Origin of the sequence: Companilactobacillus keshanensis, assembly GCF_003946205.1 — a bacterium.
In the GTDB taxonomy this organism is placed as follows: domain Bacteria; phylum Bacillota; class Bacilli; order Lactobacillales; family Lactobacillaceae; genus Companilactobacillus; species Companilactobacillus keshanensis.
The window spans coordinates 192434-211073 of the sequence record NZ_RHOS01000001.1 but is presented as its reverse complement, the minus strand read 5'-3'; the positions used below and the strand labels follow the sequence as shown (position 1 = coordinate 211073).

Below are 18640 nucleotides of genomic sequence, written 5' to 3'. Positions count from 1 at the left end.
GGGAGAATCAATGTCAGACGAAATAAGAGATAAGAACCAAAAAGCAGCTGCTAAACAGAAAGAAAAAGTTGCTAAACAAGAAAAACACGAATTAACTAAAGAAAAGATTCAAAGTGCCAGTGCTGAGGATCTACGCAAACAATTGTCTAATAAAAATGAAGAATACATTTTTAAATTAAACAAGAATTTGATTGAAGGTGGATTTACAGAAGATGAAGCTAAAGAATCAATCAATAATTTGATCAAAGAAGTTATTGAGAATCAGATCAAAGGTATACCGGCTAATCAATTATACGGTCCTGTTACTAAAAAGGCCGGAGATATCGCGCATCCAGTTAAACCAAAGAAAAAAACTCCATTCTGGGCTTTGGGAATTGATACATCATTATTATTCCTATCAATGTTTGGTCTGCTTTATGGAGTAGTCGCTTTAACAAATAAGAAACAGCCGACAAATCAAACCGGTATCATTACCCTGTTGATATTGTCATTCCTATGGGGTTATTTATTGACATGGTTCAATATGCAAATGAGAAAACCAAAAGGCGAGAGACCGGGTTGGCTTATTACAATCGGTTATTTAGTAGCCGGGCTTGCTTTAATGATGGTCTTCTTAGGAGTAGCACAAGCTATTCCAACGACGATCAATCCTTCATTATCCGGAATTGGTTACTTGATCGTTGCTGCTGTAGCATTTGGTGGTAGATTCTTGTATCGTAGATTTATGGATATTCATGAAAGAAGCTTCTTCTAGTCAGCACATCAAATCATTTGTGCTAGAATAGAGACGATTGGATGTATGAATTACAGAAAGAACAGGCGTCAACGCTAGCTATAAATAGTTAACGCCAACTAGTATGACTTACATACCGCTACCTATTTTCCTTCTATATAACTCATATTAAGGTCTTATATAAGACACAAACATATGGAGGTATTAGATATGAAAAAATTAGATAAAGCTGAAAAGAAAAGATTAAGTAAATTGGCTGCATCAAAGGTCAATAGTAAGGGTGCTGACATTAAGAAATCATCATTCAGAGAATGGATGTCAGAAGCTGAACACTAGAAAATTAATAAGAGCTTCAATCGGAATCTTCCGATTGAAGCTCTTATTTTGTCTATTTAACTCTGAAAAATTGGATTATACCGTAAAGAGCATAACCACCACAGAATATTTTTAATATTTCTGTTATCCAGAGAACTTTAGTCCCAGACAAATTAGGATTAGTTTGAGTCTCCCATTGAACAAATGCTAAGATGGCCAGTGAGAAAATGATTATTAAGATAAAGCGAATTCTTTTTTTAAGATACTTCATTTAGGATTCCTTTGCTTTTCTAAGTTAGTAATACACTAACATAATATTGTATAATACTACCATATTGTAAATTTGCGCTGTGAGGTTTAAGCTATGAAAATTTTGGTCGTTGACGATGATAAAGAAATTGTAGAACTACTTAGTATCTACATTAAAAATGAAGGTTATGAACCAGTGACCGCCTATTCAGGACAAGAAGCGTTGGATGCTTTGAGAGATCATAGCGATATTGCTTTGATGATCTTAGATATTATGATGCCAGAAATTGACGGTATCGAAGTCGTCAAAAGGGTCCGCAAGGATTCACAGATCCCGATCATTATTGTATCTGCTAAAACGACTGATATGGATAAGATTCAAGGTTTGATAACAGGTGCTGATGATTATGTAACTAAACCATTTAATCCGCTAGAAATTATGGCCAGAATTCGTTCACTACTTCGCCGCAGTCAACAGCAGTCGGCCAAAAATGTTCCAGATAAACTAGAGATCGGTCCGATTACGATTTATAAAGATTCCCATGAAGTTGTAACATCATCAGGTAGCAAAGTACAACTAACTGCTCTAGAATTTGGTGTCTTGTATCTATTGGCAAGTCATCCCAATAAAGTTTTTTCAGCAAATGAGATCTTTGAACGAGTTTGGAAACAAGAGAGCGTAGTCTCTGCTAAAACGGTTATGGTGCACGTTAGTCATTTGCGTGACAAATTAGAAGAAGCAACAGACGGCGAGAAAGTTATCGAAACCGTTTGGGGTGTCGGCTATAAGGTGGAGGTCTAGTTCTTGGACAAAAAAATTCAGTTGAGTTCAAAAGAAAAAGGTGTCCTCCTAGCAGAAGGAATAGGCACCTTTCTTTTATTTCAGATAGTAAATATTATTTTGATCGTGATTTCAGAATTGTTTTATAATAATCAAAATTTTGGTGATATAAATAGTGTTATTGCAGTTTTAAGATCAGATTTAACTCATTCAACTTTTTGGGGTATCTGGTTCTTTTTAGCAGTAGTAATATTGATTGAATTGACCGTTTCAATTAATGTGGCAATCAAGTCCTATCAACAATATGAAGTTCACAAAGTAGAAAAACAGCTAGAGATAATTGCTGCGGGTAAGTTAGATCAAAGAATCGATCTTAAAGTAAATAAAAAACTCCAAGGTGTAGTTAATAGTATTAATTTATTAATATCTAATACCGATGAACATATTGAAGAGCAGAAACGCTCTGAGAAGAGTAAAGACGAGCTTATTACTAATGTTAGTCACGATATCAGAACGCCTTTGACTTCAATTATTGGTTATTTAGGTTTGATTGAAAGTCAAAATTATCAAGATATCGAGCAGATTTTAAAATATACTCATGTGGCCTACAAAAAATCCTTGGAAATGCAAAACTTAGTAAACTCACTTTTTGAGTATGCCAATGTCCAGCATGCTACTAGCAAGTTGAATTCGACCCATTTTGATATGGTACAGATGTTGGAACAACTATCGGCTGATTTTGAACTAGAGGCCAAAAAGCGTAATATCAAAGTCAATGTAGTGTCTGATCCTAAGAGGATCATGATGCATGGTGATACTGAAAAACTTGGTCGAACTTTCAATAATTTAATCACCAATGCCTTTAAATATGGTGCCGGAGCTACTGATTTATATTTAGAAGCTAAAGAGGAAAAATCTGAAGTTGTTGTAACGATAGCCAATAATGGTCGTCAGATTCCAAAAGAATCCTTGCCTAATTTATTCGATCGCTTTTATCGAGTTGAAGATTCACGATCTAAAAAAACAGGTGGAACAGGATTAGGATTAGCCATTGCCAAGAGCATGATCGAGATGCACGGTGGAACTATTACAGCAGCTTCAGACAAGAAATTGACATCGTTTACGATTCGTTTTCCATTAACTAGTGAGGAATAAGTATGAACAAATTTTTTAAAAAATTCTTGATAGTTTTATCAGTTTTAATTGTGATGTTTCCAATTATCAATTTGCAAACAATCCAGGCAGAAGATGATCCAGAAGTTAATGCCAGCGCCGCGATGGCTTTTGACGCTAACACTGGTCAAATAATCTATTCAAAAAATGCCGAAAAAAAAGTTGCTATTGGCTCCATCACTAAGATAATTACACTTTATTTAGTTACCCAAGCTATAAAAGATGGAAAAATAAAGGAATCAGATCAATTAACACCAACGACTGAACAGTCTGAAATGACACAAGATGATGAATTGACCAATGTGCGTTTGGATACGGATAAGGCTTATACCGTCAAGGATCTTTATGATGCTGCCTGGATCGTTTCATCTAATTCAGCAGCCATGATGTTGGCTCAAAAAGTTTCCGGTGACCAGGCTAGTTTTGTTAAATTGATGCGTAAGACTTTAAAGAGTTGGGGCATAAAGGATGCTGAAATCAATAATGTTTCAGGTCTAAACAACAGTGATCTCAAAGAAGGGATGTATCTTGGTAATAGTGACGCTGAAAACAAACTCTCAGTAAACGATATTGCGATTGTTACTAAGCACATCTTGAATAAATATCCTGAGATTTTAAAAACAACTTCTCAACAAAAATTGACCTTTCCAGAAGGTAGCGAAACAAAAACTTATCCTTCATTAGATCTATTGTTGGACGGTGCTCGTGATTATCAAGAAGGCTATGAATTTGATGGACTAAAGACTGGGACGACCAAGCAGGCGGGAGATTCATTTGTTGGAACATTGCCCATGGGAAATAGTCGCATCGTTACTATTGTTATGAATGCTAGTGGAGATGACAGTGATCAGGATAAACGTTTCCGTACTACACAAGCATTGGCTAAGTATGTCAAAGATAATTTCACCAATAAGAAGGTTCTATCTGAAGGTCAGACTGTCACAGATGGAAATAAGAAATATAAAAATAAAAATGATGTATATATGTGGCTTTCCAAGGATTTCAATGAGAATTCATTAAGCTATAATGTATCTAAGACTGATTTAGGATTTAAAGTTAAGGCAGATAAAAAGACAGTTAAAATGATTGCAACTAATACTCCAGGTGGATATTTACCTTATCCTAAAGAACAAGTTGTAATTAAGAAAATCAAAAAAGTTCAAAAATCATTTTGGCATCAGATTACAGAATTTTTTGAAAATTTATTTTAGGAGAATAAAATGAGTTTAAGAATAGATAAAGCTATTAATTTATTAAAAGAACATAATTTATTAGTTTCTAGTCAAGTTACTGATGACCAAAAAATCGTTAAAAATATCAGTTACAACTCTAAAGAAGATCAGGCCGATAGTATTTTCTTTTGTAAAGGGAATAATTTTAAAGCCGAGTATCTGGAGCAAGCCATTGCTAAAGGTGTAAAAGTTTATGTTGCTGAAGAAGAATTCGATAAAAAAACTGACCATTTGATCGTTAATGACATTCAAAAAGCATTGGCTTTGCTCAGTGCAGCCTATTTTGGTAACCCGGAAAACGATTTATTCATCATCGCTTTTACAGGAACTAAAGGAAAGACCACGACATCATACTTTACTTACGATATTTTAAGACGTGCTTTTCCAGATCAAGTGGCCCTCTTTTCAACGGTTGATAGAATTGTTGGGCCAAAGCCAGAAGATAAGTTTAAATCTGACTTAACAACACCAGAATCGCTGGATCTATTCAGAGATATGCATCGTGCCGTTCAAAATGGTATTAAGTATTTAGTTATGGAAGTTTCTTCACAGGCTTATAAGAAGAATCGTGTTTACGGATTGACATTTGATATTGGTGGCTTTTTGAACATCACACCAGATCATATCGGTGAAAACGAACATCCAACTTTTGCGGACTATCTATATTGTAAAAAACAATTGCTGATAAATTCTAAGGTCAATATTATTAATCGCCAAACTAAAGAATTTGAAACAGTTCATGCTGCTGCTAAGGAAACTAGTTCAGATGATCAAATCTATCTATTTGGTCGTAAAGATGCCGACGTAAATATCACAAGTAAGGAAACTACTCTGAGTGATAGTATTTTTGAATTATCTGCAACGGATAAAAAAGCAGAGTCATTAGATTTAGCTGGTGAATATGAATTAGGCCTAGTAGGTGATTTTAATGAATTAAATGCCGCAGCGGCAATTATTGCGGCTAGAGTTGCTAAAGTTAATCGCAAGGATATCGTTGAAGGCTTAAGAAGTGCCAGAGTTCCCGGAAGAATGGAACACATCAATACAAAAAACCACGGAACAATATTTGTGGATTATGCTCATAATTATGCTAGTATGAAAGCTCTATTAGGATTTCTACGCGAAGAGTATCCTAAATCTAAACTTAAGGTAGTTGTAGGTAGTCCTGGTAATAAGGGAGTATCACGTCGTGAGGGATTTGCTAAAGCTTTGACGGAATCTGCTGATGTTGCCATTTTGACAACCGATGATCCAGCATTTGAAGATCCAGCCGATATTTGTCGTCAAATTGATGAAAAAATCGATCATTCTAAAGTTGACGTAACGACAATTATTGACCGTCCCAGTGCCATTCGTGAGATGATTGAACACAGTAGCGGAGATGACATTGTTGTTTTAGCAGCTAAAGGAGACGACCCATACCAAAAGATCAAGGGTGTGGACGTACCTTATCCAACTGACACTGTAATTGCCAAAGGTATTTTAAAAGATATCGAGGGAGAATAATATGAGGAAGTTCTTTACAATTATTGGTGGAATGGGAACTCTTGCTACAGAGAGCTATATCCACTTATTGAATCAAAGAACCAAAGCTAAGAAGGATCAGGACTATTTGGATTACATTATCGTAAACCATGCAACTGTTCCTGATCGGACTGCTCATATCTTAGATAACAGCAAACCTAGTTTTTTACCACCGTTAAAAGAAGATATTGAACAACAGAGTAAGCTTGATCCAGAATTTATGGTAATAATTTGTAATACAGCTCATTACTATTACAAAGAACTGCAAGCTGCGACAAAGGTACCTTTGATTCATATGCCGCATATGGCTGTTTCAGTTATGAAGAAGAAATATCCGCACGCTCGCGTTGGCCTGATTGCAACAGAAGGAACAATTGCCGATCATATCTATGAGAATGAGATCAAAGAGGCTGGATTTGATTATTCATTAGGAGATAAAGCTGTTCAAGATGAGGTTGAAAGCTTAATTTATGATGATATCAAAGAAAAAGGCGTTATGAATGTGGCTAAATATCACAATATTTTGAAGACGATGCATGACAAATTTCATTGTGATGTTATTGTCTTGGGATGTACGGAATTATCATATGCACAAGAAAAGGCACCAGATCACTACTACAATGTGATTGATGCTCAAAGTATCATTGTTGATAAGTCTATCGAATATTCTCGAAAGATCCGTAATGGTGAAAAAATCGATTTTAATAAGATTTATTAATGTTTCTTGTGAATTATTGAAAAAAAACTGTCCCTTAGATACAATATACCTAACAGGGAGGTACCCACTATGTTTAAAAAAATATCACTAGCAGCTACAGTACTTGCAGCCGTTACACTTGCTGGTTGTTCTAGTCAACAATCCAGTGGAACATCGGATTCAAATACAAAATCTGAAAAAACAAGTTCTGCACCTAAAAAGGCCACTAAGAAAGCTGCTGTTAGAAGCAGTGCACCAGCAACTAATGACACATCAAATTCTGGCAAAGAAAATGATAACGCTAGTTCACAAGCATCAAGTAATACTAATAAAACAACTACGGGTTCAAACTCGACAACTACTAATAGCAACAATAGTGGAAATAATACTACTAATAACAGTGGTCAATCAACTCAATCAGATAGTCAAAGTTCTGTAAATCTTACAACGGCTGATCAAGCAACCGCATATCTTGGAAATGCTTTATCAGCTACTTATGATCGTTCAACAACACAATATGTTTCCAATGGTAAAGTAACTTGGAACAATGTTGCGGGTTATCAGGTAAATGTTTATAGTAAGGATTCTGATTCACCATTAGGTAGCTATTTAGTACCTGCAAATGGACAATATTTTCAAATTTGGTAGGGATAGATTTGCTATAATTTAAATAATCAGATAATATGCATAGGGCATAGTATGTCCTCAAATGTTAGAGGCCTGAACTTTGTTCAGGCCTCTATTACTTTTTAATGGAAAGGGAAAATTCAGTGATTGAAGCAAGAAATCTAGAGAAAAGATTCGGTAAACAATTAGTTTTTAAAGATGTAAATTTCAAAATAAATGATGGTGAATTTATTAGCTTAGTTGGACACAACGGTTCAGGTAAAACGACATTAGTGAAAATTTTGATGGGACTAGAGAAAAAAAGTGGTGGGGATATCTTAATTGATAAAAAACAGACAATAGGATATGTACCACAGTTTCGTAATATCGACTTAGACTATCCGTTGGATATTGAACAATTTGTTCGTTTAAATCTTAAATGGAAACTTAGTCCAGAGAAACGTCGTAAGGATAACGAATTGGTCAATGAAATTCTTGAAAAAACTCATTTAACAGAATTGAAACATCGCCCTTTGGGCTTAGCTTCTGGTGGGGAAAAGCAAAAAGCCTATCTAGCACAATCACTTTTGAATGATCCCAAAATTCTGATCCTTGATGAATCTACGGCCAGCTTAGATGTTGAAGTAAAGATGCAATTAATGGATTTAGTCCAAGAATTAAATAAGAGATTCAAATTAACAGTTATTTTTATTACACATGATTATGAACTATCGAAGAAATATACTAAACGGGCCTTGTTCTTTGAAAATAAGACGATCAAACCGATCAGTATCAACGATGTATCGGAAGACATGTTTGAGTTAGGTGGTAGATAAGATGTTTGGTTATGAATTTATGAGAGAAGCTTTTATTGCTAGTACTTTTATTGCTATAACTGCTGGAATAGTTGGAGTCTTTGTAGTTTCAAGAAATATGTCGTTCTTATCACATACTCTTTCAGAAATCGGTTTTGCAGGGGCTTCATTTGGGGTTCTGATCGGCATTTCTCCATTGGCAGGGATGATTTTATTCACCATGGTCAGTTCGGTTGCTGTCGGTAGCTTAAGCACCGAATCGTCGAGACGTGAAGCTTCGATCAGTACTATATCGTCGTTATTTATTGGTTTGGGAATCTTATTCTTATCATTATCATCTCAATCCAGCAGTTATGCGACAAATATCCTCTTTGGTAGTATCGTTGGTATCAGCGCTAAAGAAGTGCAACAGTTAATGATTTTGGCAGTCGTAGTTATAGTTATTATTATGGTATTTTATAAATCATTAGCTTTTGATTCATTCGATCATATTGGTGCACGTGCCGCTGGTCTCAAAACAAGGTTTCTATCAGTTGCTTTTTTGATTACATTAGCACTTAGTGTCAGCATTGGATCACAGATCGTCGGTTCAATGTTAGTATTCGTGTTGTTAACTTTACCTGGCGCAACAGCAAGATATTTGGTACACTCAGTTCCAAAGTTAATTATGGTATCAGTCGGTTTATCTCTGGCAGGTGTGTGGTTAGGATTGTATTTAGCCTTTGTCACTAATTGGCCTGTCACATTCTTTATTTCATCGTTTGAAGTCATTGTGTACTTCTTAGGATTGAGCTATAAGAATTGGAAATTAAGCCACTAGGAGAACTGGAAGTTAATATGGAAGAATTATGGAATAAATATAAAGATACAATACCTTATCTATTTTTTGGGGTTCTAACTACGGCAGTAAATATTGTCGGATTTTGGTTCTTCAATTATGTAGCAGGAATGAATTACCAAATCGCTAATGTGATCGCGTATTTCGTATCAGTGGTCTTCGCGTACGTGACTAATAAATTGTGGGTCTTTGATTCACATACTGATACGACAAAGGCCTTTTTATTGGAAATGGGTTCATTCTTCTTATTCCGTGGTGGATCATGGGTAATCGACCAAGGAACAATGACGATTGGTGTTTCATTGTTACATATGAATGATTTGATCGTTAAGTTTATCGCAAATGTGGTAGTTGTAATTTTGAATTATATATTTAGTAAATTCATTATCTTTAGAAAAAAAGAAAAATTAGACGGAAAATAAATTTTCGTAAGTGTAATCGTACTGTGTTCGCAGTACGATTTTTTTGTGTATTGAAATAAGGAATATGTAAGAATAATATTATAAACATCAAATAGGGGGAAAAAATATGAATAAAAGGAGAATTCTTTTAACAGCGATAATTTCACTGTTATTGGTATTTGCTGGCTGTTCAAGTCAGAGTAAACAGACTAAGACTAGTTCCAATGTTAAAACTGAGACGAAGATGTATAACAAGTTGTCAAAAGATGATCGTGACAATGTTAAATTCAATTTTAAGCGTTATGACGGAGCCATTAAGGGACAAAATCAAATAAATTTAACGATCGACAACCAATCAAATAAGAACGTTAAATTTGATTTGGAAGATATTGTATTGTTAGGATCAGATAACCTTAAATCTGACAAATCAGGAATGAAAACCGTTAAAACTAATAAAAAAGTTATTATCAAGGGGATTTTTAAAGACATAGATGATGACATTTTTAGTGATCCAGGTTTGTTCTGTTATAAAAATGATAGTTTCAAGTTAGCTTACCTTGATAGTAAGAGTTCAAAATCTGATAACTTGTCAGATTCAGAGTTGAAGAAAGAGTATCATCATTTTATGGCGCATAAAGATGATGTAACTACTAATTCTGAAAGTTCTAATGTTGATGATAGTGGGGATTCTAGCAACGATTCCAATAATAGTTCTACTATTACGGACAATAATACAACTGATACTAATAGTGCTAATGATTCTAAGAGCGGTAATGTTGTCAATAGTGAACAAGAAGCCGTGAATTTAGTTGAGTCGCAAGAAGGACCAGCAGGAGATGGAGAACATTATACCTATATGTACGGAATGTGGGATACAAGTAAAGGGAAAGCCTACTGGGTAGCCTTACATGGAGAAAATCCTGATTATGACCTACCAACTAATATGGGTGCATGGACAGTGTATCCTGATGGAACGATCTTATCAGGTCAACCGACAGATATTGATAAATAAGTAGTAGTATATAGTGATTTTTTCAAAGCAGACAAAATATTTTGGGGAATTCTAATTATAAAAAAAGACTATTGAGTAGCCTTTTAGTAGCAGTATCTTTAGCCACAGTAAGTGATGTTAAGGAGCTAGTAGTGTAGGAACAACTTTTTACTACACAACACGTATGTATACTAAACAAGGTGATTTGGTTATGAATCGTGCTTTGGTTCCAAGAACACCTCGCTAAATTTAAAAGACGGCCGGATGGCCGTCTTTTTTAGTACCTTGTTAATCTGTGTTATAACGCCAAAAAAATAAGCCGAAAGGCTTATTTTAATAGATATCTGTTCCACGAATATCTTTGAGAACTTTCATTGACCCATCTTTATAGGCCAAAAATCCGTAGACGATAATGCCAATAACAGCGCAGATTGACAGGATTATAGTGGCTCCAATTTTAGTATTACTATTGATAACTTTAACTAATAAGAAATCTGCTCCATAGACCACTATTAGCATGACAATTGAGTCGAAGACTATTTTTAATAGTTTGATACCAAGGACTTTGTCGACAATATTGTATTGCTTATTGATGATCCTAAAGGCAAAGTGTCCCATGATCATAAAGGAAACGGTCGTCGCTACGACAGGTCCAAATGCTCCCATATAAATTGTTAATGGATATTGTAAGACGACTTTGATCAAGTAGGCTAGTGCCAAATAAATCATTGAAGTTTTTGTTCGACCATCAACTTGGAGAACATTTTCCAAAATCATGAAGATGCAATAGAAGAAAGCTTCAGCACAAGATACGATCAAGATTTGCGTACCCAGTTTGCTAGTGCCATAAAAGATGGTCCATAGTTGACTACCGATACCGATCATACCAAAAGCCGCTGGCAGAATAATGAAAACTGTAAATTGAACAATATTTCTTAATAATTTTTGAATTTCAGCTTTCTTAGCTTTACGGCTAATAAGGGCTGATAAGGCTGGAATAATTGTTGCTGAAACAGAAATGGCTAGAGAAACTAAAACCATGATCAGCTTGTTAGCTTGGAATCCAAACATGGCATATAAGTTGTCGACAGTTCTTTGACTAGCATGGATAACGTTTTGATAGATCCAAACGAAACTGGTCTGATCAAATAGTTGTAAAACAGTCATGATCGTATCAACTAATAGGAAAGGAATAGCTGATTTTAACATTGAACCAAAGTTAACCTTAGTTAATTCGCTGTCAGGGACATCTGCGGCCGTTTTGATATCTTCAGCAGGGATAGACTTACGTACTCGACGTCTCATCCAGATCAAGAAAATATAGGCTAGTGTTGCACCGATAAATGAAGCAAAGGTGGACTGGTTAACGGCAGCCATGTAACTACCCTTTTGTAAGATCATAATTGTATATGTGGCATAAAGCATATAAGCTACACGTGCAATTTGTTCGATAACTTGTGAAAAGGCTGAGAATGAAATGAAGGCATAACCTTGAATATATCCACGCATAATTCCCAAAGCAGGAATGATCAAAATAGCAACGCTTAAGTATTTGATAGGTGTAATGACACGCATATCACCTGCTGCAAAAATAATGGCAACATACTTAGCACCAAAGAACATGAGCCCGGCAAGAACAATTCCGACTAAAGTCATATATATAGTATATTTTTTAAGTAATTTTTCACTCTGATCATAACGTCCTAGAGCATTGTGGGCCGCAACTTCTTTTGAAATAGCTGAAGGTATACCAGCAGTAGCGATGATCAAGAATAAGTTGTAAATATTGTAAACTTTCCCATATAATGCGTTGGCAGCGCCTAAAGCAATCGGACCAATCCAAATATTCCAGGGAATAATGTAAACGACAGCTAGGATTCTAGAAAATATCCCACTGATAGAAATCCAAAGCGAACTTTTAAGTAGTGAATCTTTTTTCATTGAAAATACCCATTTCTATAATCAAAGTTTCTAGTAAAAGATCATTACTAGAACTAAAGCAATTAATGCAGGTAACCCTTGTAAGAACAGGATTTTTTTGGTAGCCGTGACAGCACCAAAAACTGCCACGACAATTATGTAGATCATCAAAAGAATTAGGATCGTTTTGAGGACTGCGCCAGTAAAGAACAAGATCATGGCGAGAATTAGTACTCCAAGCATCCCATTGTAAATGCCTTGGTTGGATAAAGCAACTTGAGCATTTTTTTGTTTAACGAAATCTAAGGGCATATCAAAAGCTTCTGCCTGTTTATCAGGTGAAACAAACATTTCTAATATCGCAATGCCGATATGTTCAACGGCGACTAGCGCTACGATAAAAAGTGTCAATAATTCCATATTGAATATCTCCTTTAAATATAATTAATATTTTAAACTGTTTTGATAATTGATACAATAATTGCTTGATTTTTAGATGTATACCAATTTTGTGAAAAAATGTTTTTATACAAATAAAATTATGATATTCTTATCTTAGAGAAGGTTTCCTATAAATAAACTCTGCAGGGGATAATATCATGAATACTACTAAAGTGTCTTTAGCGAACGCATTAATGAGTATCCTTCAAACCAAGCCATTCAATAAGATCACGGTCAAAAATGTCGTGGATGAATGTGGATTGACTAGGCAGACTTTTTATAACCATTTTGGTGATATGTACGAGCTGGTCGAATGGACATGTCTGCAGGCAATCAAGGAATCGCTCCAAGATAACTCTGATTATGATCATTGGCAAAAAGGCTTATATAAGTTAATGCTAGCAATTAAGAAAAATTCTTTATTGGTCAACAATATGCAACGATCTCAGAATCGGGATATATTGGTGAAGTATATTTACAAAATAATTAATAACTATGTAATAACTGTCGTTGAAAAGCAATCCTATGGATTAAATATTGCTCAGGACGATAAGAATTTTGTCGCACATTTTTATAGTTTGGCTTTTATGGCCATTATTGTGGAATGGGTCAAAAATGGCATGAAAGCTGATCCAGAAGAAGTATCCGACAAAATTGGAACCTTGTTAAAGGGTAACTTTCGCAATGACCTACAAAAATACGTTAAATCTTAATTATTATCTCAATATTTTACATTTCAATAAATTTGTAAATTGTATAAAATACTTGAGAGATTTATTGTATAAGGGTAGGGCAGGGCAATGGAAGTGGTTCCAATCTTTTGACAAGCAAGATACAGGAAAACTTCTCATTGGGTAACACCGGCTCTAAAAACTACTTTTTCTTTTCTGATTATGGGTAGTGGTGATGGTAGTCCAATCGTTCACATCTAATATCTTACACACCATAAATTTATAATTTCATAATTTAATTCTATAGAATTCTATCGTTATACGATGGACTACCCAAATCATATCCTGTGCTAAATAGGACCTAAGACGACGTCTTAGGTCCTATTTTTTTATATGCTGATGGAAACTTTCTTTTCAAATTTGCCACGCTGAATGATCTTTGACTGTCTGATACTGTCCATTTCTTCGTATGTGATAGATGCGTCGGTTAAAATAGCACGCAATACTTCTTCAAGATCACCCAATTCCTCGACAAGATTTGCTCGCGAATTGGCGATTTTTACTTCTTTGGCTTCTTCAACTAACTTATCTCTCAGTGACAGTCGATATTCATCGTTTGATAGAATATCGAATTCAGCGTCCTCTTTTACTATATCTGGTATTTTGTCGCGAACCAATTTTCTCATAAAAATTCCCCCTCAATTGGTGTGTGTAATGAATACTACCATTAAGTCGGAAATTCTACAAAATTGGTTAGTCCACTCGGTATTCCAAAATATCACCCGGCTGACAGTCCAATACTTCGCAAATTTTAGCTAGTGTGGAAAAACGAACGGCCTTGGCTTTGCCGTTTTTTAAAATTGACAAGTTGGCCATGGTCAAACCAACTTCCTCTGACAATTGTGTTAGAGACATCTTTTTCTGGGCTAAGATTACATCTAAATTAATTACAATCATATGGTTAACTCGTTTTCCGTTTCAAATTTGACAACATGATTACAAATTCGCTCTAAAACGTTGGCAAAAATTCCAATTGTTACTCCTAGACCAATTAGAAAAATATTTGTAATGGTTGATAGCGGATTGCATTCTGCATTTTCCATTGTTACAACACTGGGAATCAGTAATATATAAATAACGGCAATAGAAAATCCTATCCATTTGATTTTATTTAAAGAAAACAAACTGGAATTGGAGAAAGCCTTGTCATGATCGATTAAATACAGTAGTCGCCAGGCAAAAAAGATAATTGTGTAAGCTCCGATCGCCGAAGCATAAGTTCCGATCCCAAATAAAATAATAAGTGATGGAGCAGTTTTAACTTGGATCATGAACGATAGAACATTTGGAAACATGAAGACTGTGATCAAAGTCAAAAAGAAAAGCATGATGCATAGTGATAATCTTAAAAATGTCGTTAGCTTTTTCATAATTTCCTCCTAAATTGTTAAATCGTTTTCTTGTTTTATCCTGATGGCTTGAGTAAGTAATTTTTGCAACATACTTGCAAAAAGAGCAATAACTAATGCAGCACCGGCAAGGACCATACCGATAATAACTACACCTGGAGCGTCGTCTTTATCCGCAAACATGTAGAAGAATGGTGATTCCAAAATATAAATCAAACAAGCCAGATAGGCTGAGATCTTAATGTTTTTAAGATTTAACACTGATGAATTAGAAAAAGCTTCATTTTTATCTATCAAGTGTAATAGTTTCAAGGCCTGCCAGAGGACTATAAAGAATAAAACGGCAGTCAGATATAAGCCCATTCCGAAGATTAAATTATATGTCAAATTGTGCATGAGATTATTAGCGTTGATCAAATGAGTCGGAATAATGAAAATGCAGATAGCTAACATCATCAATGCCATTACGTAGATGGTGAGTCTTAAAAAGATAGTTTCCCTTTTCATGGTTATTCTCCTTGTATTATGAAATGATTATAGCATATATTTATCGATAAACGATAAATAATTATCGAAAGTAAATAAAAAAGCTAGGAAATAAATTTCCTAGCCAATAAATTTTAAACCAATTACTGAAATGATAATTAAGAATATGAAGAAGAATCTCTTAAAACTTTTGGATTCGTTAAAGAGCCACATGTTCATGAGTGATCCACCCGCGGCACCGATACCAGTCCAGATCGAATATCCGATCGACATAGGGATGGTCTGTAAAGATAGGTATAAAAATGTAAAACTGAAGACAAATGAAACTATCATGGCACCTAAAGCAACCTTATTTTTGGTGTTTGAATAATACCCTAATGATGTTACCCCGGACATTTCGCCACATCCAGCCAATAATAAAAATATCCAATCCATTCTAGTGTGCCTGTCTTTCTTCTATGTCAGTGACCCTCTTAAGCCCGATAACGCCGATTGTTAATAGAATAAGAAAACATAGCTTAGTCAGGTTAAACGCCTCGTGATAGACTAATACACCTGCTAGAACGACGAATAATGATCCTAGTCCAACGTAAACAGCGTAGGTAGTCCCGGCAGGGATATTTTTGCTGGCATCGACCATTAAATAAAAACTTAGTATCAAAATCAGGATAACAATGATTGCGGAAAGCAATGAATGATTATGTTTCATAGCTGATACCCAAACTACTTCGAGTAAGGCGCCAATAAATATTTCAAACCAACTTTTAGTCATTTTGATCACCTCGAAGAAAAAATAGAAAATTAGTTATAGCAAAGTGTAACTGTGATTATTCTAGCACACACCTATAAAAATGAACCGCTTTGGCATCTGTTAGTAACCGCTTACTATCAAGGTTATCTAGACCATTTAATTGACTAGTCTACAAAAATCGACTATGATATCTTATAAATTTTACCCTTAATTTGGGTAACAAAAAATCTAGGAGGATTATCCATGTCGGCATGGGAAACAAAGTTTGATAAAAAGGGATTCACTTTTGATGATGTTTTATTAGTACCTGCGGAAAGTCACGTTCTACCTAATGAAGTAGATCTTTCAGTTCAATTGGCTAAGAATATTAAGTTAAACACACCTATCTTGAGTGCAAGTATGGATACTGTTACTGAGGCTCCAATGGCAATTGCTATGGCACGCCAAGGTGGTTTAGGCGTTATTCATAAGAACATGAGCATTGAGCAACAGGCAGATGAAGTATTAAAAGTAAAACGTTCAGAAAATGGCGTCATCATTGACCCAATCTATTTAACCGTAGATTCTCCAGTCAGTGCAGCCGAAGATTTGATGCATACATATCGAATCAGTGGTGTTCCAATTGTTTCCAATATGGAAGATTTAAAGCTAGTCGGTATTATTACTAACCGTGATCTGCGCTTTATCAGTGACTATTCAGTTAAGATAGATAAAGTAATGACCAGAGAAAATCTTGTTACTGCACCAGTTGGAACTTCTCTGAAAGATGCTGAAAAGATTTTGCAAAAGTATAAGATCGAAAAACTTCCATTGATCGATGACAATGGCCGCTTGGGTGGCTTAGTAACGATCAAAGATATTGAAAAAGTTCAAGAATTCCCGAACGCTGCTAAGGATAAATATGGTCGTTTGTTAGTTGCCGCTGCTGTTGGTGTAACTAGTGATACTTTTGATCGTGCTACTGCTCTACTAAAAGCCGGCGCAGATGCCATTATTATTGATACCGCTCATGGTCATTCGGCAGGTGTTTTGAGAAAGATTACAGAAATCAGAGAACGTTTCCCAGAAGCAACTTTGATCGCTGGTAATGTTGCCACAGCAGAAGGAACTAGAGCCTTGTACGATGCTGGTGTTGATGTTGTTAAAGTTGGTATTGGACCTGGTTCAATTTGTACAACAAGAATCGTTGCCGGTGTCGGTGTTCCACAGCTAACGGCTGTTTATGATTCTGCAAGTGTTGCACATGAATATGGCAAAACTATTATTGCTGATGGTGGTATCAAGTATTCAGGTGATATGGTCAAAGCCCTAGCAGGTGGAGGTAACGCCGTTATGTTAGGCTCAATGTTAGCCGGTACTGATGAAGCACCTGGCGACTTTGAAATTTATCAAGGACGTCGTTTTAAGACATACCGTGGAATGGGTAGTTTAGCCGCTATGTCACACGGTTCATCAGATCGTTATTTCCAAAGTGGTGTTAACGAAGCCAACAAGCTTGTCCCAGAAGGTATTGAAGGCCGTGTTGCTGCTAAAGGTGCCGTTGGGGATGTCTTGTATCAAATGTTGGGTGGTCTTCGTTCAGGTATGGGTTATGTTGGAGCACATAATTTAACTGAATTGCAAGATGCTCAGTTTGTACAAATCTCTAATGCTGGATTGAAAGAATCACATCCACATGATGTAACAATTACTAAAGAAGCACCTAATTATTCTGTAAGATAAAATTTTGGTGAACCGGACCCTCTAACTAAATTTTTAAATAATATTATGATCTCTTTATGGTTTTCAGATGAATTATGTCTGATGCTGTGAAGGGATTTTTTTACGTTAAAAAGGACTATATTCCGAGATTTCACTGGAATATAGTCACATAAAAGTAATATTTAAATTTAACTAATTATTTAGCCGGAGGTTTGGAGTAACGAAACCGGTCGCACAACAGGTGGAATTACTCAAAACCGGAGGCGGAAAGCGGGAACAATTAATCCTCACTTAACTCGTCATCTATTTTTCTTAAAAGTACAAGTAAGTCTTTCGTTTCACTATTTTCGAGTGGCTTAACAATTTGCTTTTCGACATCTTCAAAAAGATTCCCCAGCTCTTTGATGATCTCGTCACCTTTATCAGTTAAAAAGATTCGTTTATTACGATCACTGCGGCGATCTTTACGTCGTTTTACGTAACCATCACGTTCAAGATTCTTTAGCATACTAGAAACGCTGGCATCCCGAATACTTAGAGCGTCGGCAATCTCACGCTGGATCATACCGGGATCTTTTTGAATCAATTCTAATGTTCTAGCCTGTTGTACTGTTAAGTCTAAATTTGTTGACTGCTCATTGAATAATCTCTGTTCATTAAAAAGTATCGAATGTATTAGATAATTTATCTCCTGAGCTTTTTTGTCCTCCATATAACCCTCCACATTGTAGGTCTGATATCAACAATTATATCACATGGCACGCTAGGATAGGCTGTTAATATAGGGATTTTTAAACTTCAATCCTTAATAGTTAGATATTTAATAATTAAGTACTTGACAGTTACTTGAAAACGTATTATAACTTAACTTATCGATATTTAAATGCTTAGGTATCTAAGCGTTAA

General features: G+C 35.4%; 24 protein-coding genes. 14 read left to right on the top strand and 10 right to left on the bottom strand.

The window, feature by feature from the left end:
• The first annotated feature begins 10 nt into the window (after window positions 1-10).
• Both EKM64_RS01025 and EKM64_RS11615 read left to right on the top strand, forming a co-directional pair.
• Window positions 11-754, top strand: coding sequence for a DUF1129 domain-containing protein (locus EKM64_RS01025; protein ID WP_125674685.1), 744 nt, complete (start codon window positions 11-13; stop codon window positions 752-754).
• 189 nt (window positions 755-943) lie between these two features.
• A complete protein-coding gene (locus EKM64_RS11615; RefSeq protein WP_263852825.1) occupies window positions 944-1069 on the top strand; it encodes a hypothetical protein in 126 nt (41 codons plus the stop codon).
• 52 nt (window positions 1070-1121) lie between these two features.
• On the opposite strand, the gene EKM64_RS11345 is transcribed toward EKM64_RS11615, so the two are convergent.
• Window positions 1122-1319 carry a hypothetical protein gene (locus EKM64_RS11345; RefSeq protein ID WP_164505265.1) on the bottom strand — a complete coding sequence of 66 codons (198 nt, stop codon included), beginning with the start codon at window positions 1317-1319 and terminating at the stop codon, window positions 1122-1124.
• A 93-nt stretch (window positions 1320-1412) separates the two neighbouring features.
• Between EKM64_RS11345 and EKM64_RS01020 the strand changes: the two genes are divergently transcribed.
• From EKM64_RS01020 to EKM64_RS00975, 10 genes are all read left to right on the top strand, one after another.
• Window positions 1413-2099, top strand: a complete 687-nt coding sequence (locus EKM64_RS01020) for a response regulator transcription factor (protein ID WP_125674683.1) — start codon at window positions 1413-1415, stop codon at window positions 2097-2099.
• 3 nt (window positions 2100-2102) lie between these two features.
• Window positions 2103-3233 (top strand): sensor histidine kinase, encoded by a 1131-nt coding sequence (locus tag EKM64_RS01015; protein WP_125674681.1) that lies wholly within the window; start codon window positions 2103-2105, stop codon window positions 3231-3233.
• 2 nt (window positions 3234-3235) lie between these two features.
• Complete coding sequence (locus EKM64_RS01010) at window positions 3236-4462, top strand: D-alanyl-D-alanine carboxypeptidase family protein (RefSeq protein WP_125674679.1); 1227 nt, start codon at window positions 3236-3238, stop codon at window positions 4460-4462.
• A gap of 9 nt (window positions 4463-4471) precedes the next feature.
• Window positions 4472-5989 carry a UDP-N-acetylmuramoyl-L-alanyl-D-glutamate--2,6-diaminopimelate ligase gene (locus tag EKM64_RS01005; protein ID WP_125674677.1) on the top strand — a complete coding sequence of 506 codons (1518 nt, stop codon included), beginning with the start codon at window positions 4472-4474 and terminating at the stop codon, window positions 5987-5989.
• 1 nt (window position 5990) lies between these two features.
• A complete protein-coding gene (locus EKM64_RS01000; protein ID WP_125674675.1) occupies window positions 5991-6725 on the top strand; it encodes an aspartate/glutamate racemase family protein in 735 nt (244 codons plus the stop codon).
• Window positions 6726-6794: 69 nt separating this feature from the next.
• Window positions 6795-7352, top strand: a complete 558-nt coding sequence (locus EKM64_RS00995) for a hypothetical protein (protein ID WP_125674673.1) — start codon at window positions 6795-6797, stop codon at window positions 7350-7352.
• A gap of 104 nt (window positions 7353-7456) precedes the next feature.
• Complete coding sequence (locus tag EKM64_RS00990; RefSeq protein ID WP_164505264.1) at window positions 7457-8146, top strand: metal ABC transporter ATP-binding protein; 690 nt, start codon at window positions 7457-7459, stop codon at window positions 8144-8146.
• A 1-nt stretch (window position 8147) separates the two neighbouring features.
• Entirely contained in the window at window positions 8148-8945 is a 798-nt protein-coding gene (locus EKM64_RS00985) for a metal ABC transporter permease (protein ID WP_125674669.1), read from the top strand.
• 17 nt (window positions 8946-8962) lie between these two features.
• Window positions 8963-9385, top strand: a complete 423-nt coding sequence (locus EKM64_RS00980) for a GtrA family protein (protein ID WP_125674667.1) — start codon at window positions 8963-8965, stop codon at window positions 9383-9385.
• A 106-nt stretch (window positions 9386-9491) separates the two neighbouring features.
• A complete protein-coding gene (locus EKM64_RS00975) occupies window positions 9492-10376 on the top strand; it encodes an outer membrane protein assembly factor BamD (protein WP_125674665.1) in 885 nt (294 codons plus the stop codon).
• 312 nt (window positions 10377-10688) lie between these two features.
• Here the strand turns inward: EKM64_RS00975 and EKM64_RS00970 are convergent, their stop codons facing one another.
• Window positions 10689-12296, bottom strand: a complete 1608-nt coding sequence (locus EKM64_RS00970; protein ID WP_125674663.1) for a putative polysaccharide biosynthesis protein — start codon at window positions 12294-12296, stop codon at window positions 10689-10691.
• Window positions 12297-12326: 30 nt separating this feature from the next.
• Window positions 12327-12695 (bottom strand): DUF1304 domain-containing protein, encoded by a 369-nt coding sequence (locus EKM64_RS00965; protein WP_125674661.1) that lies wholly within the window; start codon window positions 12693-12695, stop codon window positions 12327-12329.
• A 179-nt stretch (window positions 12696-12874) separates the two neighbouring features.
• Here EKM64_RS00965 and EKM64_RS00960 point away from each other — a divergent pair, with 179 nt between their 5' ends.
• A complete protein-coding gene (locus EKM64_RS00960) occupies window positions 12875-13429 on the top strand; it encodes a TetR/AcrR family transcriptional regulator (protein ID WP_225420917.1) in 555 nt (184 codons plus the stop codon).
• Between the two features lie 347 nt (window positions 13430-13776).
• Here the strand turns inward: EKM64_RS00960 and EKM64_RS00955 are convergent, their stop codons facing one another.
• From EKM64_RS00955 to EKM64_RS00930, 6 genes are all read right to left on the bottom strand, one after another.
• Complete coding sequence (locus tag EKM64_RS00955) at window positions 13777-14073, bottom strand: nucleoside triphosphate pyrophosphohydrolase (protein WP_125674657.1); 297 nt, start codon at window positions 14071-14073, stop codon at window positions 13777-13779.
• A 67-nt stretch (window positions 14074-14140) separates the two neighbouring features.
• Window positions 14141-14344, bottom strand: a complete 204-nt coding sequence (locus EKM64_RS00950) for a helix-turn-helix domain-containing protein (RefSeq protein ID WP_125674655.1) — start codon at window positions 14342-14344, stop codon at window positions 14141-14143.
• On the bottom strand, window positions 14341-14817 hold the full coding sequence (locus tag EKM64_RS00945; protein ID WP_125674653.1) for a DUF2975 domain-containing protein: 477 nt from the start codon (window positions 14815-14817) through the stop codon (window positions 14341-14343). The genes EKM64_RS00950 and EKM64_RS00945 overlap by 4 nt, the downstream gene beginning before the upstream one ends.
• A gap of 9 nt (window positions 14818-14826) precedes the next feature.
• On the bottom strand, window positions 14827-15303 hold the full coding sequence (locus EKM64_RS00940) for a DUF2975 domain-containing protein (protein WP_125674651.1): 477 nt from the start codon (window positions 15301-15303) through the stop codon (window positions 14827-14829).
• A 99-nt stretch (window positions 15304-15402) separates the two neighbouring features.
• Complete coding sequence (locus tag EKM64_RS00935) at window positions 15403-15717, bottom strand: DMT family transporter (protein WP_125674649.1); 315 nt, start codon at window positions 15715-15717, stop codon at window positions 15403-15405.
• Window position 15718: 1 nt separating this feature from the next.
• Window positions 15719-16054 carry a DMT family transporter gene (locus tag EKM64_RS00930; RefSeq protein WP_125674647.1) on the bottom strand — a complete coding sequence of 112 codons (336 nt, stop codon included), beginning with the start codon at window positions 16052-16054 and terminating at the stop codon, window positions 15719-15721.
• Window positions 16055-16276: 222 nt separating this feature from the next.
• Here EKM64_RS00930 and guaB point away from each other — a divergent pair, with 222 nt between their 5' ends.
• Window positions 16277-17755 (top strand): IMP dehydrogenase, encoded by a 1479-nt coding sequence (gene guaB / locus EKM64_RS00925; protein WP_125674645.1) that lies wholly within the window; start codon window positions 16277-16279, stop codon window positions 17753-17755.
• A gap of 259 nt (window positions 17756-18014) precedes the next feature.
• Here the strand turns inward: guaB and EKM64_RS00920 are convergent, their stop codons facing one another.
• Window positions 18015-18446 carry a MarR family winged helix-turn-helix transcriptional regulator gene (locus tag EKM64_RS00920; RefSeq protein WP_125674642.1) on the bottom strand — a complete coding sequence of 144 codons (432 nt, stop codon included), beginning with the start codon at window positions 18444-18446 and terminating at the stop codon, window positions 18015-18017.
• Window positions 18447-18640 lie beyond the last annotated feature (194 nt).

Bases quoted from the DNA above. Each gene is read 5' to 3' on its own strand.
- EKM64_RS00935 (WP_125674649.1), bottom strand. From the start codon at position 15,717: ATGGATTGGATATTTTTATTATTGGCTGGATGTGGCGAAATGTCCGGG.
- EKM64_RS00960 (WP_225420917.1), top strand. From the start codon at position 12,875: ATGAATACTACTAAAGTGTCTTTAGCGAACGCATTAATGAGTATCCTT.
- EKM64_RS01010 (WP_125674679.1), top strand. From the start codon at position 3,236: ATGAACAAATTTTTTAAAAAATTCTTGATAGTTTTATCAGTTTTAATT.
- EKM64_RS01020 (WP_125674683.1), top strand. From the start codon at position 1,413: ATGAAAATTTTGGTCGTTGACGATGATAAAGAAATTGTAGAACTACTT.
- EKM64_RS00980 (WP_125674667.1), top strand. From the start codon at position 8,963: ATGGAAGAATTATGGAATAAATATAAAGATACAATACCTTATCTATTT.
- EKM64_RS11615 (WP_263852825.1), top strand. From the start codon at position 944: ATGAAAAAATTAGATAAAGCTGAAAAGAAAAGATTAAGTAAATTGGCT.
- EKM64_RS01025 (WP_125674685.1), top strand. From the start codon at position 11: ATGTCAGACGAAATAAGAGATAAGAACCAAAAAGCAGCTGCTAAACAG.
- EKM64_RS00940 (WP_125674651.1), bottom strand. From the start codon at position 15,303: ATGAAAAGGGAAACTATCTTTTTAAGACTCACCATCTACGTAATGGCA.
- EKM64_RS11345 (WP_164505265.1), bottom strand. From the start codon at position 1,319: ATGAAGTATCTTAAAAAAAGAATTCGCTTTATCTTAATAATCATTTTC.
- EKM64_RS00970 (WP_125674663.1), bottom strand. From the start codon at position 12,296: ATGAAAAAAGATTCACTACTTAAAAGTTCGCTTTGGATTTCTATCAGT.
- EKM64_RS00985 (WP_125674669.1), top strand. From the start codon at position 8,148: ATGTTTGGTTATGAATTTATGAGAGAAGCTTTTATTGCTAGTACTTTT.
- EKM64_RS00990 (WP_164505264.1), top strand. From the start codon at position 7,457: ATGGAAAGGGAAAATTCAGTGATTGAAGCAAGAAATCTAGAGAAAAGA.
- guaB (WP_125674645.1), top strand. From the start codon at position 16,277: ATGTCGGCATGGGAAACAAAGTTTGATAAAAAGGGATTCACTTTTGAT.
- EKM64_RS00965 (WP_125674661.1), bottom strand. From the start codon at position 12,695: ATGGAATTATTGACACTTTTTATCGTAGCGCTAGTCGCCGTTGAACAT.
- EKM64_RS00955 (WP_125674657.1), bottom strand. From the start codon at position 14,073: ATGAGAAAATTGGTTCGCGACAAAATACCAGATATAGTAAAAGAGGAC.
- EKM64_RS00950 (WP_125674655.1), bottom strand. From the start codon at position 14,344: ATGATTGTAATTAATTTAGATGTAATCTTAGCCCAGAAAAAGATGTCT.
- EKM64_RS01000 (WP_125674675.1), top strand. From the start codon at position 5,991: ATGAGGAAGTTCTTTACAATTATTGGTGGAATGGGAACTCTTGCTACA.
- EKM64_RS00930 (WP_125674647.1), bottom strand. From the start codon at position 16,054: ATGACTAAAAGTTGGTTTGAAATATTTATTGGCGCCTTACTCGAAGTA.
- EKM64_RS00995 (WP_125674673.1), top strand. From the start codon at position 6,795: ATGTTTAAAAAAATATCACTAGCAGCTACAGTACTTGCAGCCGTTACA.
- EKM64_RS00945 (WP_125674653.1), bottom strand. From the start codon at position 14,817: ATGAAAAAGCTAACGACATTTTTAAGATTATCACTATGCATCATGCTT.
- EKM64_RS00920 (WP_125674642.1), bottom strand. From the start codon at position 18,446: ATGGAGGACAAAAAAGCTCAGGAGATAAATTATCTAATACATTCGATA.
- EKM64_RS01005 (WP_125674677.1), top strand. From the start codon at position 4,472: ATGAGTTTAAGAATAGATAAAGCTATTAATTTATTAAAAGAACATAAT.
- EKM64_RS00975 (WP_125674665.1), top strand. From the start codon at position 9,492: ATGAATAAAAGGAGAATTCTTTTAACAGCGATAATTTCACTGTTATTG.